Origin of the sequence: Streptomyces sp. NPDC058469 (assembly GCF_042721125.1) — a bacterium.
Classification (GTDB): Bacteria; Actinomycetota; Actinomycetes; order Streptomycetales; family Streptomycetaceae; genus Streptomyces.
Genome location: NZ_JBHXME010000137.1, coordinates 1 through 17561, shown reverse-complemented (window position 1 = coordinate 17561; position 17561 = coordinate 1). Strand labels below are relative to the sequence as shown.

18 protein-coding genes are annotated in these 17561 nt (G+C 69.0%); 6 read left to right on the top strand and 12 right to left on the bottom strand.

Annotated features, from left to right (window positions below):
* Positions 1 to 35 precede the first annotated feature (35 nt).
* The 7 genes from ccsB to hemL form a co-directional block, all read right to left on the bottom strand.
* Positions 36 to 1154 carry a c-type cytochrome biogenesis protein CcsB gene (ccsB, locus tag ACFWP5_RS39555; protein ID WP_384168349.1) on the bottom strand — a complete coding sequence of 373 codons (1119 nt, stop codon included), beginning with the start codon at positions 1152 to 1154 and terminating at the stop codon, positions 36 to 38.
* Positions 1151 to 2962 carry a cytochrome c biogenesis protein ResB gene (locus ACFWP5_RS39550; RefSeq protein ID WP_384168346.1) on the bottom strand — a complete coding sequence of 604 codons (1812 nt, stop codon included), beginning with the start codon at positions 2960 to 2962 and terminating at the stop codon, positions 1151 to 1153. The genes ccsB and ACFWP5_RS39550 overlap by 4 nt, the downstream gene beginning before the upstream one ends.
* A 3-nt stretch (positions 2963 to 2965) precedes the next feature.
* Positions 2966 to 3727, bottom strand: a complete 762-nt coding sequence (locus ACFWP5_RS39545) for a cytochrome c biogenesis CcdA family protein (RefSeq protein WP_384168343.1) — start codon at positions 3725 to 3727, stop codon at positions 2966 to 2968.
* A 6-nt stretch (positions 3728 to 3733) separates the two neighbouring features.
* Positions 3734 to 4336 (bottom strand): TlpA family protein disulfide reductase, encoded by a 603-nt coding sequence (locus ACFWP5_RS39540; RefSeq protein WP_384168340.1) that lies wholly within the window; start codon positions 4334 to 4336, stop codon positions 3734 to 3736.
* Positions 4337 to 4425: 89 nt separating this feature from the next.
* Positions 4426 to 5733, bottom strand: coding sequence for a hypothetical protein (locus ACFWP5_RS39535; RefSeq protein WP_384168337.1), 1308 nt, complete (start codon positions 5731 to 5733; stop codon positions 4426 to 4428).
* 169 nt (positions 5734 to 5902) lie between these two features.
* Entirely contained in the window at positions 5903 to 6634 is a 732-nt protein-coding gene (locus ACFWP5_RS39530; RefSeq protein WP_384168334.1) for a histidine phosphatase family protein, read from the bottom strand.
* Positions 6631 to 7986, bottom strand: coding sequence for a glutamate-1-semialdehyde 2,1-aminomutase (gene hemL, locus ACFWP5_RS39525; protein ID WP_384168331.1), 1356 nt, complete (start codon positions 7984 to 7986; stop codon positions 6631 to 6633). Before hemL ends, ACFWP5_RS39530 begins: the two co-directional genes overlap by 4 nt.
* 544 nt (positions 7987 to 8530) lie before the next feature.
* Between hemL and ACFWP5_RS39520 the strand changes: the two genes are divergently transcribed.
* Complete coding sequence (locus ACFWP5_RS39520; RefSeq protein ID WP_019061278.1) at positions 8531 to 8968, top strand: hypothetical protein; 438 nt, start codon at positions 8531 to 8533, stop codon at positions 8966 to 8968.
* 316 nt (positions 8969 to 9284) lie between these two features.
* On the top strand, positions 9285 to 10103 hold the full coding sequence (locus ACFWP5_RS39515) for an SAM-dependent methyltransferase (protein WP_384168328.1): 819 nt from the start codon (positions 9285 to 9287) through the stop codon (positions 10101 to 10103).
* A gap of 17 nt (positions 10104 to 10120) precedes the next feature.
* Here the strand turns inward: ACFWP5_RS39515 and ACFWP5_RS39510 are convergent, their stop codons facing one another.
* Together ACFWP5_RS39510 and ACFWP5_RS39505 are read right to left on the bottom strand one after the other, a co-directional pair.
* Positions 10121 to 10864: a GPP34 family phosphoprotein gene (locus ACFWP5_RS39510; RefSeq protein WP_384168325.1), complete on the bottom strand. Its 744-nt coding sequence runs from the start codon at positions 10862 to 10864 to the stop codon at positions 10121 to 10123.
* 55 nt (positions 10865 to 10919) lie between these two features.
* Positions 10920 to 11336 (bottom strand): ATP-binding protein, encoded by a 417-nt coding sequence (locus tag ACFWP5_RS39505; RefSeq protein ID WP_384168322.1) that lies wholly within the window; start codon positions 11334 to 11336, stop codon positions 10920 to 10922.
* A 231-nt stretch (positions 11337 to 11567) separates the two neighbouring features.
* Between ACFWP5_RS39505 and ACFWP5_RS39500 the strand changes: the two genes are divergently transcribed.
* From ACFWP5_RS39500 to ACFWP5_RS39490, 3 genes are all read left to right on the top strand, one after another.
* Positions 11568 to 12413, top strand: coding sequence for a helix-turn-helix domain-containing protein (locus ACFWP5_RS39500; RefSeq protein WP_384168319.1), 846 nt, complete (start codon positions 11568 to 11570; stop codon positions 12411 to 12413).
* Positions 12414 to 12423: 10 nt separating this feature from the next.
* On the top strand, positions 12424 to 12618 hold the full coding sequence (locus ACFWP5_RS39495) for a DUF397 domain-containing protein (protein WP_384168316.1): 195 nt from the start codon (positions 12424 to 12426) through the stop codon (positions 12616 to 12618).
* A 253-nt stretch (positions 12619 to 12871) separates the two neighbouring features.
* Positions 12872 to 13024, top strand: coding sequence for a hypothetical protein (locus ACFWP5_RS39490; RefSeq protein WP_384168313.1), 153 nt, complete (start codon positions 12872 to 12874; stop codon positions 13022 to 13024).
* Between the two features lie 9 nt (positions 13025 to 13033).
* Here the strand turns inward: ACFWP5_RS39490 and ACFWP5_RS39485 are convergent, their stop codons facing one another.
* Positions 13034 to 13372 carry a hypothetical protein gene (locus ACFWP5_RS39485; protein ID WP_384168310.1) on the bottom strand — a complete coding sequence of 113 codons (339 nt, stop codon included), beginning with the start codon at positions 13370 to 13372 and terminating at the stop codon, positions 13034 to 13036.
* A 258-nt stretch (positions 13373 to 13630) separates the two neighbouring features.
* Here ACFWP5_RS39485 and ACFWP5_RS39480 point away from each other — a divergent pair, with 258 nt between their 5' ends.
* Positions 13631 to 15016, top strand: a complete 1386-nt coding sequence (locus tag ACFWP5_RS39480) for a histidine-type phosphatase (protein ID WP_384168307.1) — start codon at positions 13631 to 13633, stop codon at positions 15014 to 15016.
* Positions 15017 to 15092: 76 nt separating this feature from the next.
* On the opposite strand, the gene ACFWP5_RS39475 is transcribed toward ACFWP5_RS39480, so the two are convergent.
* Together ACFWP5_RS39475 and ACFWP5_RS39470 are read right to left on the bottom strand one after the other, a co-directional pair.
* Positions 15093 to 16538: an ATP-binding protein gene (locus ACFWP5_RS39475; RefSeq protein ID WP_384168304.1), complete on the bottom strand. Its 1446-nt coding sequence runs from the start codon at positions 16536 to 16538 to the stop codon at positions 15093 to 15095.
* Complete coding sequence (locus tag ACFWP5_RS39470) at positions 16539 to 17309, bottom strand: response regulator transcription factor (RefSeq protein ID WP_384168301.1); 771 nt, start codon at positions 17307 to 17309, stop codon at positions 16539 to 16541. It lies immediately after the preceding gene.
* Between the last annotated feature and the right edge of the window lie 252 nt (positions 17310 to 17561).

The window sequence follows — 17561 nt, the reverse complement described above, 5'->3', positions numbered from 1 at the left end:
CACGGAACCGGCCTGTGCCGTACGGGAGTTGCGGGTTACACGCCGGCGTAGGAGTGCTTGCCGCCGACGAAGATGTTGACGCCGTAGTAGTTGAAGATCCAGCAGCCGAAGGCGATCAGAGCCAGGTAGGCGGCCTTGCGGCCCTTCCAGCCGGCCGTGGCGCGGGCGTGCAGGTAGCAGGCGTAGGCGACCCAGGTGATGAACGCCCAGGTCTCCTTCGGGTCCCAGCCCCAGTAGCGGCCCCACGCCGACTCGGCCCAGATCGAGCCCGCGATGATCGTGAACGTCCACAGCGGGAAGACGGCCGCGTTGACGCGGTAGGAGAACTTGTCGAGGTTCGCCGAGGCGGGCAGCCGCTCCATCACGGAGGTGGCGAAGGCGCCGGGCTTGCCGCCGCCCGCGAGCTTGCTCTCGTAACTGTCCTTGAAGAGGAACAGGAGCGTGCCGACGGCGCCCACGTAGAAGACCGCGCCGCAGATGATCGCGGTCGAGACGTGGATGTACAGCCAGTACGAGTGGAGGGCGGGAACCAACTGGTCGCTGGCGGTGTACAAGACAGTGACGGCGATACCGAGATCGAGGAGGACCGTCGTGACCAGGAACAGGCCGAGCCAGCGCACGTTCTTCTTGAGCAGCAGCAGCGTGAGGTACACACCGACGGCGACCGTGGAGAAGGTGATGTTGAACTCGTACATGTTGCCCCAGGGCGCCCGCTCCACCGAGGCCGCGCGGGCGAGGACGCCGCTCAGCTCCACGAGGAACGCGAGCACCGTGAGGGACACGGCGATACGGCCGTAGAGGTCGCCCTGTTCGTCCCCGCCGTGCGCGCCGGGACCGTCCGGCACATCGCGCGAGCCGGACGCGGCCCGTACGACGACCTGCGGCCGCTCCAGCACGGTGGTCCCGCCGGCCTTGTTGACGGTGACGGCGGGCGCGTCCGCCTTCTTCGCCCCGGTACCGGTCAGCGCGGCGGCCGTACGGCCGATCTTGCTGCGGCTGCCGAAGGTCCATTCGGCGATGTACGCGAAGAAGGCCAGGGTGTAGACGGCCATCGAGGAGTAGATCAGCGTGTTGCTGAGGTTGGCCAGATGCTCGTTGGTGGCGGCGGCCAGGTCGGTCGTGGTCGCGAGATGGGTTGCGGCGGCGAGAGTCACTGCTCAGCCCCTTCGGCGGGTACGGGCGGTTCGACGCCGGAGTCGGATTCGTGGGTGTCGGCGTCGGAGTCGGGGGTCTTCGGGTCGTCGTCGGTCTTCGTCGGGGCCCGGTCGTGCACGAGCGCGGCCAGGTCGCCGAGTTCCTCGGGGAGTTTCGCGGACTCGCTGCGGCCGAGCCCGGCCATTTCAACGACCGTTACCCCGTCGGCGCTGTGCGTAGCACGCACCCAGACGCGGCGGCGCTGGATGAACAGGGAGCCGGCCAGACCGACGATCGCGGTGAGCGCGCCGGCCAGTGCCCAGGTGGTGCCGGGCTGCTGGACGACCTGGAAGCCCGCCCACTCCTTGATCTGCTTGTCGAAGGTGATCGACCCGGCGCCGTTCGGCAGCTTCATCGTCTCGCCGGGCAGCAGCTGCGCCTTGAGGATGGCGCCCTTGGCGGTCTTGAACTGCTTCAGGTTCTTGGTGTCCAGCTGGTACACGTTCTGCGGGACGCCCGAGTTGACGCCGAGGTCGCCGTGGTAGCCGGTCACGTTGAGCACCGGGTAGTCGAGCCCGGGGTACTGGGAGAACATCGTGCCGCTGCCCTTGGCGTACGTCGGCACGAACAGGGCCGCGAAACCGAGCTGTTCGGCGACGCCCTGGGTGTTCTTGTAGCCGTCGAGGACCTTGATCGCGCCCTGCGAGGTGATGTTGGAGTCGATCGGCAGCATCGGTACGGCCTGGTGGAGGACCACGTTGCCCTTGCCGTCCCGGACGGTGACGACCGGGGCGTAGCCGTGGCTGACGAGGTAGACCTTCGAGTCGCCGATCTCCAGCGGCTCGTTGACCTTGATGGTGTGCTTCTCCGCCTTGCCGTAGGCGCCGAGGCTGTAGCTGATGTCGGCCTGGAAGGTGCTCGGGGTACCGCGGTTGGGGCCGGTGCGCTCGTAGGTGCCGACGAAGTTCTTCAGGTTGAAGCTGAAGGGCACGAGGTCGTCGTCACTGAAGAGGTTGCCGGACTTGAAGTCGTCGTACTGGGTGAGGGTGTTGGAGAAGCCGTCGCCCTCGACGATCAGCTTGTCGCCCTCGGACTTGAAGAGCTGGCCCCAGGCGAAGGCGATCAGCATCACGATCAGCGCGAGGTGGAAGAGCAGGTTGCCGGTCTCGCGCAGATAGCCCTTCTCGGCGGCGACGGCGTCACCGTCGACATGCGCGCGGAAGCGGCGCTTCTTCAACACCGCCAGCGCGGTCTCACGGACCTGCTCGGGCTCGGCGGCGGTGCGCCAAGTGGCGTACGCGGGAAGGCGGTTGAGGCGCTTGGGCGCGCCCGGCGGGCGGCCGCGGAGCTGGCCGACGAACTGCCAGGTGCGCGGGATGATGCAGCCGACGAGGGAGACGAACAGCAGGACGTAGATCGCGCCGAACCAGGCCGAGCCGAAGACGTGGAAGAGACCGAGCTTCTGGTAGATCGGCCCGAGCGTCTTGTGCGCGTCCTGGAACTCGGAGACCTTCAGCGCGTCGGTGCCGGACTGCGGGATCAGCGAGCCGGGGACCGCGCCGAGCGACAGCAGGAACAGCAGCATCAACGCGACCCGCATCGAGGTCAGCTGGCGCCAGAACCAGCGCGCCCAGCCGAGCACTTCACGACCGGTCCAGGCGAGCCAGCCGGTCGGGCCGGGGGTGCGGTTGCCGCCGAAGGAGCCGGGCATGGCCGTCTCGACGGGGGCCGTGGAGAGCTGGGAGCCGGCGGCGCCGAGGTCCTGGTCGTCGCCGGAGGAGTCGGCCCTGGGCGTCTCGGCGGGCGAGTCGGCGGTCGTCTTGCTCATCGATCAGATCCCTACAGTGAAGCCGTCGGACCAGCCCTGCATGTCCTGCACCAGCGCGTCCCACGCGCCGGTGAGCAGCAGCACGCCGGTCACGATCATCATGGTGCCGCCGACGCGCATCACCCAGACGTAGTGGCGCTTGACCCAGCCGAAGGCACCGAGGGCCTTGCGGAACGCGACCGCGGTGAGGACGAAGGGGACACCCAGGCCGAGACAGTACGCGACGGTGAGGAGGGCGCCGCGACCGGCACTCGACTGGTCCATGGAGAGCGCCTGCACCGAAGCGAGGGTCGGACCGATGCACGGGGTCCAGCCGATCCCGAAGAGCGCGCCGAGCAGCGGAGCTCCTATCAGCCCGGTCGTCGGCCGCTTGTGGAAGCGGAACTCGCGCTGGGTGAGCCAGGGCATCATCCCCATGAAGAACACGCCCATGAGGATCATGAGCACGCCCAGCACCTTGGACAGGACGTCCCTGTTCTCCTGGAGCGTCTGCCCGAAGAAGCCGAACAGGGCCCCGCCGGACACGAACACGACGGTGAAGCCGAGGACGAAGAGAGACGCACCGGCGACCATCCGGCCGCGCCGGGCGTCACCGAGGTCGGTGCCGGTGACTCCCGTGACGTAGGAGAGGTAGCCGGGGACGAGCGGCAGGACGCACGGGGAGAAGAAGGAGACGAGTCCGCCGAGCACGGCGATCGGCAACGCGAGCAGCAACGCTCCGCTGCGGACCGTGGTGTTGGGCTCGGTAACTGCGGCGAGCAGCACGTCAGCTCACTTCTCCGCGATGACCGGGTCGAGCATCTCGCGCAGCTTGTCCTCGCTGAGTGCCTGGAGTGCGCGCGCCGCGATCTTGCCGTCCCGGTCGATGACGATCGTGGAGGGGATGGCCTGCGGGTTGAGGGTGCCCTTCTTGAACCGGAGCATCAGTCTGCCCGTCGGGTCGTACAGGCTGGGGTACGGGACGGCGTACTTCTTCTCGAACGCCACGGCCGGTTCGGTGCTGGTGTCGCGGGTGTTGAGGCCGACGAACTGGACGTCCTTGTCCGCGGTGGCCTTGGCGACCTGGACCAGGTTGTCCGCCTCGGCGCGGCACGGGGAGCACCAGGAACCCCACACGTTGACGACGAGGACCTTGCCCTTGTAGTCGGCGGTGTCGAGCGTCTTGCCGTCGATGGTCTTGCCGGACAGGTCGGGGGCGGCCTGGCGGTCGCCCTTCTTGACGGTCGCGATGCCGTCGGAGCCGGTGATGAAGTTGGTGTTGCCCGAACCTCCGGAGGTACCTCCGGAACTGCACGCGGACAGCACCAACGCGGCGACGGCTACACCGGCGGTCGACAGGACGGCGCGGCTACGGGCGCGACTGGCGGCACTCATGTGAAAAGTTTCGCATGCCCGTTCTGGGGATCTTGCGCGCCCCCCTCAAGGGCGCCCAGCGGGCGGAAAACCGCATTTCAGGCGGCGTCTCAGCCGGCGGTCGAGGAGGCGCTGGAGGAAGTGCTGGGGCTCGCGGCCAGGAACGACTTCCAGCCGCCCGACGGCGCCTGGCCGACATCGAGGGTGCGCAGCTTGGCCAGCACCTCGGGCTTCTGCACGTCGATCCAGTCGGTGAACTGCTTGAAGGAGACGAGCCGTACGTCCTCGCCCTTCTCCTTCAGCTGGGCTATGTGCTTGAAGGCCTGCTCGACGGCGTCCATGTAGATGCCGCCGTTCCAGTGCTCGAAGTGGTTGCCGATGAAGAAGGGGGCGCGGTTCGACTCGTACGCCCGCTGGAAGCCGGAGATGTAGCCCTGCGCGGCCTGGGTACGCCAGCCCGGGTAGTTGTAGGCGGGCGCGTTCGTCGAGTTGACCGACTGGTTGGCCAGCATGTTGTAGTCCATCGAGAGGACTTCGAAGCTGTGCCCCGGGAAGGGGACCGCCTGGAGCGGGTAGTCCCACACGCCGTTCCTCTTCACGGGCCAGACCTGGCGGCCGCCGGGCGAGGAGGCGTCGTAGCGCCAGCCGAGGGAGCGGGCGGTGGGCAGCAGGTTGTCCTGGCCTAGGAGACAGGGCGTCCGGCCGCCGACGAGCTCCTTCTCGTAGTCGAAGGGCAGCGACGGCAGATCGGTCCAGCCGGTGTTGGTGCGCCACTCCTTGACGAAGGACTTGGCCTGGTCGATCTCGCTGCGCCACTGCTGGGGCGTCCAGTTGCCGACCGTGCCGTAGCCGGAGCAGAAGTGGCCGTTGAAGTGGGTGCCTATCTCGTGGCCCTCCAGCCACGCGCGGCGGACGTTGGTGAGCGTCGCCTTGACGTGTTCGTCGGTGAGGTAGCCGATGTCGGAGGCGCCGCGCGGGTTGTTCGGCGGGTTGTACAGGCGCTTCTTCGACTCGGGCAGCAGATACAGGCCGGAGAGGAAGAAGGTCATGCCCGCGCCGTACTGCTTGGCGAGGTCGAGGAAGCGGGGGAACAGGCCGTTGCCCACCTCGCCCGCGCCGTCCCAGGAGAAGATCACGAACTGCGGCGGAGTCTGCCCGGCCTCCAACGGCACGGGCTTGGCGGGCTGCTTGGGCTGCGCGCCGGTGAAGGACGTGGAGCCGTCACCGATGGGCTTGGCCCGGGGCTCCAGGGACTTGGTGGGACCACCGGAGGATCCCTTCCCTGAACCGCCGGAGGAGCCGGAGGAGCCGGAGGAGTGGGACCCGCCCGAACCGAGCGTGCCGCACCCCGCGAGTCCTACGGCCGCCGCGGCGCCCGCACCGACTCCGAGCGCTCCCCGTCGAGTGAGACTCCGCATTGTTTCCCCATCCGTCGCGTCCTCTGTGGTCTACCTGTGAGAGGACGCGACGGACAAGAAAGTTCGCCGTGAACGATGTGGGTTGCGAAACAAATGTCACAGAGCTGTCCCGACGGCCGACTCCGAGGAGTGGGGCGACCGGCTCTGCCGAGTGAACGGACCGCGATGGTCAGGCGCCGAACGCCTTGTCCTTCCCCTTGACGGGCTTCGCACCGGCGAGGAGATGGGCCGGGACGAGATCACGGGCCGGCTCGGTGTAGCCGACGGACACGATCTTGTCGCCGCGGTAGGTGAAGGTCGTCAGGGACGCGAGCGTGCACTGCCGCTTGCGCGGGTCGTGCCACAGCCGGCGCCGCTCGACGTAGGACCGCACGATCCAGATCGGCAGCTGATGACTCACCAGCACCGCCTCGTGACCGCGCGCGGCGTCCTTGGCGGCGTCCAGCGCCCCCATCATGCGGACGACCTGGTCGACGTAGGGCTCGCCCCAGGACGGCTTGAACGGATTGACCAGATACTGCCAGTTCCCCGGCTTCTTCAACGCCCCGTCGCCGACCCCGAAGGTCTTGCCCTGGAAGACGTTGTCGGCCTCGATGAGCCGCCCGTCGGTCGCGAGGTCGAGCCCGTGCGCCTTGGCGATCGGCGTGGCGGTCTCCTGCGCCCGCTCCAGCGGGGAGGCGACGACGTGCGTGACATCGCGGGAGGAGAGGTGCTCGGCGACCCGGTCGGCCATCTGCCGCCCCAGCTCGGAGAGGTGGTAGCCGGGGAGACGGCCGTACAACACCCCGTCGGGGTTGGCGACTTCACCGTGCCGCATCACGTGGACGACGGTGATGTCACTGCTGTTGTCGATGCTGTTGTCGCTGCTGCTACTGCTGTTGCTGTCGCTCGTGCCGGTCATGCTGCCGTGGCCTCCGCCGCCGCTCTGGCCGCCGCCGGGAGGGCGTCGGCGATCCGCTGGATGGCCCGTTCGTCGTGGGCCGTGGAAACGAACCAGGACTCGAAGGACGAGGGAGGCAGATAGACCCCGCTCGCGAGCATCGAGTGGAAGAACGCGGTGAAGCGGTACGACTCCTGCGCCTTGGCGTCCTCGTAGTTGCGCACGCTGCGGTCCGTGAAGAACACGGAGAACATGTTGGAGGCGTTCTGCAGCCGGTGCGCGACACCCTCCTTGCTGAGCGCCTCGGTGACGAGCGACTGGATCTGCGCCGATACGGCGTCGATCGTGTCGTAGGCCGCGTCGTCGAGGAGTCGCAGCTGGGCGAAGCCGGCGGCGGTCGCGACGGGGTTACCCGAGAGGGTGCCGGCCTGGTAGACGGGCCCGACGGGAGCGAGGTGCCCCATGATGTCGGCGCGCCCGCCGAACGCGGCGGCGGGGAAGCCGCCGCCCATCACCTTGCCGAAGGTCATCAGGTCGGGCGTGACCCCGTCGATCCCGAACCACCCCGCCTTGCTGGTCCGGAACCCGGTCATGACCTCGTCGGAGATGAACAGGGCACCGTTCTTCCGGCAGGCGTCCTTGAGCCCCTGGTTGAACCCGGGCGTCGGCGGCACGACGCCCATGTTCCCGGGCGAGGCCTCCGTGATAACGCACGCGATCTCACCGGGATGCCGGTGGAAGGCCTCGTTGACGGCTTCGAGATCGTTGTACGGCAGGACGATCGTGTCGCCGGCCTGGGCACCGGTGACACCGGGGGTGTCGGGCAGCGCGAAGGTGGCGACCCCGGAACCGGCGGCGGCGAGGAGCGCGTCGACGTGGCCGTGGTAACACCCGGCGAACTTGATCACCTTGGGGCGGCCGGTGAAGCCGCGGGCCAGCCGGATCGCGGACATGGTCGCCTCGGTCCCGCTGGAGACGAGCCGCACCTGCTGCACGGGCTCGACGCGGGCGACGATCTCCTCGGCGAGCGCGACCTCGCCCTCACCGGGGGTGCCGAAGGAGGTCCCGCGCGAGACGGCGTCCTGGACGGCGGCGATCACGTCGGGCTGGGAGTGCCCGAGGATCATCGGACCCCAGGAGCAGACGAGGTCGACGTACTCGCGCCCGTCGGCGTCGGTCAGGTAAGGACCGTTGCCGGAGACCATGAACCGGGGCGTGCCGCCGACGGCGCGGAAGGCGCGCACCGGGGAGTTCACGCCGCCCGGCGTGACGACCGACGCACGGTCGAAGAGAGCCTGCGAGACGGGCGCTTCGTATGGATAGGGCAGGGCGCGCGGCCCTCCGCTTGGCGTTTCGCTTGGCGTTTCGGTCATGACCTGCGACTTCTCCGGCTTCTCGGACTTCCCGGATTTCTTGGGCTCCGGCGACTCAGTGACCTCCTCAGGGTAGGCGGCGGGAGACCGGGCAGGGGCCCCCACCCGTCTGCGAGACTGGGACCTGATACACACAGACACACACAGCTCATGCGGGCGCCGGTGTTCAGGGCTTGCGCAGATCCTGCGGACAGGTGTTTCAGCGCACGTTTCGGCGGGCGGCCGTGGGGGAGGTCACTGACACGATGATCGGGTTGCGCGGCGAGGGCCACGCGTCCTGGAGAAGCAGTCGGGTGGAGATATGCATCGCGGTGGCGGACTGGGCGAGGGGACTGACGACCTGGGTCCTCGACGTGCCCGGCGGGGGAAGCACCGACGCGACGAGGAGGAAGCCGCCGAGGCACGGCGGGGCGGTCCTGGATCCGGCATGGGTTCGGGATCGGGAAACGGCTTGGGTCCGGGTTCGGGTGAGTCGGATCGGGACGAGCGACGTATCGAACGTCGGATCGATCAGTTGCGGGCGGGGAGCAGGAATGGTGGTCGGGTGGGGGTGACCTACAAATACTTCGGCGCGCCCGACGGCGCGACGGCGGCCCGCGTCCCGATCTCGATGCGCCCCGAGGAACTCGGCGGCGACGAGCTCGGGATGAACGGCATGTTCACCAAGATCAAGCCGGAGACGATGGCCGCGATGGTCCTCACCGGCATCGAGGGCGTCCCGCTCAACAAGGTGCCCCCGCTGGAACTGGTGGTCCTCCACCCCGACTACGCCGTCGTCAAACTCCCGATGACGGTCGTCGACCCCCTGCGCGGAATCGGCGAGGAGGCGGTCGGCGCGGCGGCGTTCATCTGGTCGACGGTGCCGGACCGGGGCGGGCCTCGGGACGCGTTCAACGTGTACCAACTGCTGCACGAGTGGCAGGACTTCAGCCACCGGCTGCATGAGGCGGGGCATCAGCCTTATTGCCTGGTGTGGCCGTGAGTTGAGGGTTCACCGGTGGTAGCGGTGGCGGGCGGGGTCTTCGGGCCTCGCCCTTTTTCGAGTCAGCGAGTCGGCCCAGTTCCCCGGCGCACAGCGCGACGAAGTCTGCAGTCAGCCGTACCTCGTCCCGGGACATGACGGGCCGCATTATCGGCATCGAATCCGCCGCATCAGCGAAGCCGTCCCTCCCGTGCCGGAGACGAGAGTCCCGTTGCCAGAGACAAGGGATCCGTTTGCCCAGTGCAGCCCTGTGTTCGGTGGCGGGCGTGTCAGGATGATGATCTGACAGCCACTCACCAAGACGGAGCCCGGCCTCATGACCTCTCCCAGCGGGGACGGCAGTGGCATTCAGCCACTGATCATCGACACCAGCAAGCCCCACCCGGCCCGGATGTACGACTACTTCCTCGGCGGCAAGGACAACTACGAGGTCGACCGGGAGGCCGCCGAGCAGTTCATCAAGGCGGCGCCGGAGGTGCGGGAGGGTGTGCGGGCCAACCGGCGGTTCATGCACCGGGCCGTCCGGCATGTCGTGGCGGAGGGCGGGGTGCGGCAGATCCTCGACATCGGGACCGGGCTGCCCACCGAGCCGAACGTGCACCAGATCGCGCACGCCATCGCCCCGGACACGCGGATCGTCTATGTCGACAACGACCCGATCGTCAGCACCCACTCGATGGCCCTCATGGAGGACACCGACACCTCCGTCATCCTGGCCGACCTGCGCGATCCCCGTGCCGTCCTCGACCACCCCGAGGTCCGCAGGGCCATCGACTTCGACCAGCCGGTGGCCGTACTGCTCGTCGCCGTCGTGCACTTCCTGCCCGACGAAGGGGACCCCTACGGCATCGTGGCCACCCTGCGCGACGCGTTGCCGGCCGGTTCCTACCTCGTCCTGTCGCACGCCACCGGCGACGTCCACGAGGACGGCCGGCACGACGCGGCGTCCGTCTACAACCGGGCCACCGCCACCCTCAACCTCCGCACGCACGCCCAAGTCCTGGACTTCTTCGGCGACTTCACCCTCGTCGACCCGGGTCTGGTCCGCGTCACGCACTGGCGGCCCGAGGAGACTCCGGCCCCGGGCGCCGCGCCGATCGGCATCTACGGCGGGGTGGCCCGGAAGGGCAACTAGCCCCCGGCAGCGGCCCGTCAGTCGCCTATCGTGATCGTTCTGCCCTCCCGGCCCGGCAACGAGAAGCCCAGCACGGTGCTCGTGTCGCGCAGGGTTTCCGGGAGGGCTCCCGCCGCGCCGATGCCGCGGGCGCGTTCGAGGCGTTGGGGGCGGGTCAGGGTGAGGCCGAAGTCCTTTGTGAGGCCGGCGCCGTCCAGCAAGTCGCAGAGGAACAGCATGTGTTCGTCGAGCGGCACGTGTTCGGCGCGGACGGCGCGGACGCCGTTGAGCAGGGCGGCTCGGAGGGCGGGGTCCGGGTGGTGGCGCGTTCTGGTGAGGAGGGTGCCGGGTCTGTGGCGTAGTACGCCTCGTTCGATGAGGGCGCCGGTGTGGAGTGCCAGTGCTTCTCGGCCGCGTTCTCTGAGCCAGCGGGTCGCCGTCAGGGGGCGGGGGGTGAGGGTGGTGGTGCGGGTGCGTAGGGCGGACAGCAGGTCGTCTGCCCAAGTCAGGCCTGTGCCGGGTGTGTTGGGCATGTTGGGCGCGTCGGTCGTGCTGGGCCTCAGCTCGATCTCGCCGCGCTGCTGGTAGATCTCCAGGCCCAGTTTTCTGGTTTTCCTCGGTCTGATCAACAGCCTTCTCCGGAGGGCCAGTTCGCCGAGTTCCGCTGCCGCACAACCTGCCGCCGTCTGGGACGAGTTGGGCACTCTGCCGTTCTCCCCGTACGACAGCAGGGTGAACTCCTCGGGCAGGGACAGGCGTTGGAGTGGGGCGGGTCCGAACATGCGGTGCATTCTGCACGGCGGGGCGGTCGTCCGTGGGCAGGAATGCGGACAGGAATCAGGAAGAGGTACCGGGCAGGTCGAACCACACCGCCTTGCCCTCCGGGCGGGACAGGCCGTCGTACGGTACGGCGGCGCCGTGGCCCCAGCTGCCGCCGGTGAGGGCGTCGACGAGGTACAGGCCCCGGCCGCCCGTTTCCCACCGTTCCGGCGTCAACTCCCTTATGACCGGCGGGTTTTCATCGCCGTCGTACACCACGACACGGATGCCGTGCGGGTCGGCCGACAGCCACAGGGCAGCGCCGTCGCCCTTGGCGTGCACGCAGGCGTTCGTGATCAGTTCGGAGGTGCAGAGCGTGGCGTCTTCCACGAGCGTGGTGTCGAGTCTCAGTTCGCGGAGCAGGGAGGCGACGAAGTCGCGGGCGATGCGGGGGGATGTTTCGAGGGGTGGGCAGAACAGGGTGTACGTGGGCATGCGGCATCGACTCCGGTGTGGGGTGGGGTGGTTCCGCGCCGTGCGGGTGGCTTCGCCTCGGGTGTCGACGGCCCGGGGTGCGCTTCCAACTGGCGCGGGGCAGGGGTGAGTTGCGGATCAGTGATCGGTGCGACACTGTCCGTGAGGTACGCTGCGACAGTAGCGGTGATAATTACACCATCGCAAGCTCATCGGCTGAACAGCCCCGGATCAGGTGATAAAGAAGGCTCCATGCCACCAAGGACCCACCCCACCGCGCGTCAGCTCCGCCTCGGCGCGGAACTGCGCAAGCTGCGTGAGGCCACGGGCGTGGTGTCCAGTGACGCCGCCAAGGCTCTGGGCACCAGCCAGGCGCAGATCAGCAACATCGAGGCGGGGAAGAACGGAGTCAGCCAGGAGCGGCTGCGCAGACTCGCCGAGATCTACGGCTGTGAGGACGCCCAACTGGTCGACGCCCTGGTCGCGATGGCAACCGATCGGCAGACCGGCTGGTGGGAGGAGTACCGCGGCGTCCTGGCGCCCAAGGCTCTCGACATCGCGGAGATGGAGCACCACGGTTCGGACATCCGCACCTTCCAGGCCGTCCACATCCCCGGGGTTCTTCAGACCGAGGACCACATGCGGGCGGCCTCGATCTTCGCCGAACCCACCCTTTCCGAGGCCACTCGCGAAGCCCACGTGTCCTTCCGGACGAAGCGCCGGGCGGTGCTCGAATCCGGGATCCTCTACGACGCGATCGTCCATGAAGCCGCGCTGCGTATGCGTGTCGGCGGAACCGAGGTCGCCCGCGCCCAGCTTGAACACCTCGTCGAAGCGTCCGAGCGAGAGAACCTCACGATTCGCGTGATCCCTTTCAGCGCCGAGGGTTTCGCCGGGGCCGGGCACCCCATGCAGTACGTCAGCGGAGTCGTCCCCCAACTGGATACCGTTCAGATCGACACGATCCACGGAGCCGAACTCATCGACGCCGTCGCCCAACTCGGCAGCTACAAAGCACGCCTTGAACTCATCGGCAGCGCGGCCCTAGCCGAGGACGCCTCCCTCGCCCTTGTCCGCGACATCGCCCAGAACCTGTGAAAGGCCAGCCATGCACCCCATCATCCAGTGGCAGAAGTCATCGTTCTCCGGAGGCGGCAGCGCCGAGGACTGCCTGGAAATAGCCTCGACCCCGACCGCCATCCACCTCCGCGAAAGCGACCACCCCGCCACGATCCTCACCCCCACCCCCACCGCCCTCCACGCCCTCCTCGCACACATCGCCGACCCCACCCAGGAACCGTGAAGGCAGCCACCCCACCACCCTCCGCAAGCTGGGATAATTTCTAACCAGTCAACATGGGTGAGAGTGGTTAGATTTACCCCCAGCCTCCAGCAACCCCAACCCCCGCACTCCCCCTCCTCGCCCACCGGCGTGATGGTGGAGCCAGCTGCACCCCCAACTGGGCAGCTCACCCCCTCGTGGCGGCAGCCCGGCGACGGCATCGTTGATCTCACAAGGCCAAGGTCAACGATTCGCCGGAAGGAAACCGACCACCATGCCTCACACCGCCGTCTCCCTCACCAAGGACGCCCGTACCGCCCAGCCGTCCCCCGCCCGGCGAACCCCGCACACCACCCCTCGCGTGATGCCCCTCTGGCAGGCGATGGCGCACCTGTTCGCCCCGGCCGACCGCACGGTGCGGCCGTGAACCCCCGCGTCACCCGCCCCTATTGAGACGCGCCCGCCGCACCTCCCACTCCCGTTCGGCCACGGCAAGACCCCGCTCCAGCGTCTCGACGAACCCCGTCCGGGTCACCGTTGCGACCGCTTCGGTACCTGCGGCCGTATCCCCATCGCCGTGCAGCCGGCAGGCGAGGTGGATCCAGTCGCCGTCGGGGAAGGCGTAGGCCCACACGTCGTTGGTGCACTCCCCCCACTCCAGGAAGTCGCAGGCGAAACCCGCCGGACGCGCGCCCGGTGTGCGGAAGCGCCGCAACTCGTCGGTGAGCTCCTTGACCAGCAGGGGCGGGTAGAACGCGTTGTCCCACGTGTTCACCTGCAGCCCGGCGACGAAGACATCGACACACAGCAGTTAGCGGTCCCGAGGTGGAACTCCAACCCGAATCCGGCCCGCGTCCCGAACAACATGCCTGCCTCCCCGACGTCCGCCCCGGCAACCACACATCCACGCCGCCTCGCCCCGACCCTAGTGATCCACTCGCGACGGACAGCCGGGAAAATGCCGGGAAAGCCAGGCCCCCCGAGCCACCCCAAGTGCACCCGGCGTTCACGTCCCCCGCGAAACATGCGCCACATGAGACGTGTCACCCCCGCCCTGGTCCTCGGCATGACCGCGCTGCTGGCCACCCCCTTCGCCGCCCAGGCCGCCCCCGGTAACGGCAGCAGCAACGGCAACGCCCACACCGACAGCTTCGGCACGAAGGCCGTGTACGAGCCGGAGCAGAACTCCCGCTCGTACCAGAAGGCTCCGGCCGGCTTCACCCCCGTCTTCACCGAGAACGTGTCGCGGCACGGGTCCCGTTCCGCGACTGACAGTTCGGACGGCGACCTGATCCTCGCGCTCCTGAACAAGGCGCAGGCCGAGGGGCAACTCACCGCGAAGGGGCGGGAGTTCGGGCCGAAGGCGCAGGCCCTCGAAGCCGCCATGAGCACCGTCGGGTACGGCGACCTCAGCGCGCGCGGCAAGGAGGAGATCCACGACACCGCCGTACGGATGGAGAAGCGGCTGCCGAGTCTCTTCGCGTCGATCGCGAAGAAGAAGGAGCCCATCGACGTCGTCAGTTCGGGGCAGGGCAGGGCCGTCGACAGCGCCAACCTCTACGGCGCCGCCCTCGCCCAGACCGACCCCGGCCTCACCTCCCTCATCGGCGCGACCCGTACCGACAAGGACCTCCTCTACTTCCACAAGGCCGACGGCGGGGCCGCCTACCGCGACTACATCGCCAACGACAAGCGGCTCGCGAGCACCCTCACGTCCGTCACCGACCAGCCGGCCACCCACCGCGTCGCACGCGACGTACTGAAGAAGCTGTTCAAGCCCGCGTTCGTGGACCGGATCACGGCGGGCGAGTTCTCGTCGATCGGCACGGACGTCGAGGCCGCCACCGCCGTCTACAACCTGTACGCCATCGCGCCCGCGATGAGCGAGGAGAGTCCGGGCGGCAAGGGCTGGGGCATGGGCCGGTACATCTCGGCGCGCGACGCCGACTGGTTCGGGTACATCTCCGACGCCGAGGACTTCTACGAGAAGGGGCCGGGCTTCGCGGACAGCGACATCACGTACAAGATGGCGGACGTCCTGCTCGACGACTTCTTCAAGAAGGCCGAGGCCAAGCGCGACGGCACGAGCGACCTGGGCGCCGAACTCCGGTTCACCCACGCCGAGGAGATCATCCCGCTGGCCGCGCTGATGGGCCTGCCGGGGAGTACGAAGGGCGTCACCACGGCCAAGCCGTACACCTACGCCGGGAACTCCTGGCGCGGCGCCTCCGTGGCTCCCCTCGGCTCGAACATCCAGTGGGACGTCTACCGCAAGGGCACCACCTATCTCGTCCGCATGCTCTACAACGAGAAGGAGACGGCGTTCAAGGCCGGCTGCCGTCCCGTCTCCAAGGGCAGCAAGTTCTACGACCTCAACGAGCTGGAGCGCTGCTTCGGGCGCACGGGGTCGGTCGGCTGACCGGCGGCCGCACGCGGAACGGGCGAACGCCCCTCCGGCCCCCGCCCCGCCCCCTCCCTCTCCCACCTCGAACCCGTCAGCCCCGGCCGCGTGGCCCGGTTCCCGGACCGGTCACACCGCCCACCGTGAACCCGATCACCGAACCGCCGCCGTCCCGCCGTAGCGCGAACGGTGCTCCGCCGTGGGCCAGGGCGACCTCGCGGACGATCGAGAGGCCGAGGCCCGACCCGGGGAGGGAACGGGCGTCCGCCGCGCGGTAGAAGCGGTCGAAGATGCGGAAGAGGTCGGTCTCCGAGACTCCGGGGCCTCGGTCGAGGACTTCGACGCGGACCGTGCCGGGGCGGGCCGGGCCGGAGACCGAGATCTCGATCGGGGTCTGGCCCGCCCGGTCGAACTTGGCCGCGTTCTCCACGAGGTTGGAGATCGCGCGCTGGAGCATGCCGGGGCGGCCGTCGGTCGTCGTGTCGCCGCTCGCGCTGACGGTGATGTCGCGGCCGGTGCGGCGACGGGCGAGGCCCGCCACGTCCTCCGCGATGTCGGCGAGGTCGACCTGCTGGGGCGGCTCCGTGTCGGACTGGCCTGCCGCCAGGTCCACCAACTCGTTGACCAGGTCCGTGAGTTCGCGGGCCTCCTGGCTCAGGTCCGCGACCAGTTCCTCGCGGGTGCCGGGCGGCAGTTCGTCCATGCGGCGGAGCAGGGAGATGTTCGTACGGAGGGAGGTCAGCGGGGTGCGCAGTTCGTGGCCCGCGTCCTGGATCAGGCGGCGCTGGTCCTCCTCCGACTGCGCGAGGCGGCCGAGCATACGGTCGAACGCGCGGCCGAGGCGGCCCACCTCGTCGTAGCCGGTGACGGGGACCTGGACGCCGAGACGGCGGGTGCGGGCCACGTCCTCGGCGGCGGCGGTGAGGATGATGAGGCGACGGGTGATGCGCCGGGCCAGCCACCAGCCGCACAGACCGGCCAGCACCACCACGGCCGCCATCAGCACGAACGTCCGCTGCTGCAACGCCCGCAGCAGATCCTCCGTGTCGCTGAACTCCTGCGCGACCTGCACCGCGCCCCGCCCGCCGCCGAGCGAGACGGTCGCGATGCGGTACACGTCCTCGGCGACGGTGACGTCCTTGTGCTCCACCGTCTTCCCGGCCACCCGTTCGCCCGCGATCGCCCGGTCGTCGCCGGTGACGGGCAGCGCCGGGCTGCCGCTGTCGAGGACACCGCCGTCCCGCCCGAGCACCTGCACATCCGTACGCGCGGGCCGCACGATGTCGTGACCGGGCGCGGAGGAGGAGAAGTCGCCGGTCGTCATCTGGTGCGTCCGCACCTCGTCCTGCAGATCCTGTACGACCTGGTCGAACACGGACTCCTGGTCGACGCGGACCAGCCGGGCCGCCGCGCCGTACGACAGCACGCCGACGAGCAGCGTGACCGCCGCGGTCACCGCCGCGAAGGACAGCACGAACGTGGTGCGGAGCGAGACCAGTCTGGGTCGCCGACTCGCCACCAGCCGCCGCAGGCGGCCCACTCAGTCCTCCCGCAGCACGTAACCCACGCCACGCACCGTGTGGATCAGCTGCGGCGCGCCGGGCTCGTCGAGCTTGCGGCGCAGGTAGCCGACGTAGACGGCGAGGTTCTTGGAGCCGGGGCCGAAGTCGTAGCCCCAGATACGGTCGTAGATCGTCGAGTGGTCCAGGACGATGCCCGTGTTGCGGACGAGCAGTTCGAGGAGCTCGAACTCGGTCCGGGTCAGCTCCAGTTCGCGCTCGCCGCGCCAGACGCGGCGCGCCTGGAGGTCCATGCGGAGGCCGGCCGCCGTGATCTGCTTGTCGGCGGACGCTGTCGTCTGCGGGCCTTCCCGTAGTACGTCCATGGAGGCGCCGGAGGTGGTGGACGTGCCGGGGGTTCCGGGGATGCCGTTCGCCGGGACCGGGCTGGTGCGGCGGAGCAGGGCGCGCAGTCTCGCGAAGACCTCTTCCACGTCGAAGGGTTTCACCACGTAGTCGTCGGCGCCCGCGTCCAGACCCGCGATGCGGTCGGCCGTCTCGACCAGGGCGGTCAGCATGAGGATCGGGGTGCGGTCCCCCTCGGCACGCAGCACCCGGCAGACCTGGAGGCCGTCGATGCCGGGCATCATGACGTCGAGAAGCAGCACGTCCGGTGGGGTGCGGTGGGCCTGCGCGAGCGCCTCGACACCGTCGGCGACCGCGGTCACCTGATAGCCCTCCAGGGTCAGGGCCCGCTCCAGGGCATGACGGATGGCACGGTCGTCTTCAGCGAGCAGCACAGTCTGGGGCACGTCAACCAGTGTGCCAAGGCCTCCGGCGGTAGGGCGGTGGGGGCAGGTCTACGATCACCCTTTTTACCTGGCTCTCACCGAGCTGGGCGCAACCCGGGGCGTCCTCCTACCGTCTTCTCACGGTCGGGTGGGCTGGCCGTACCCCTGGGGGCTCCGCCCTCCCACAGCGCGGCACGGACCAGGTTCCGCAGGGCCACGAGCCCCTGGTCGGGATGGGTGTCGAGAACGGCCCCGGTGCGGTTCGCCAGCGGA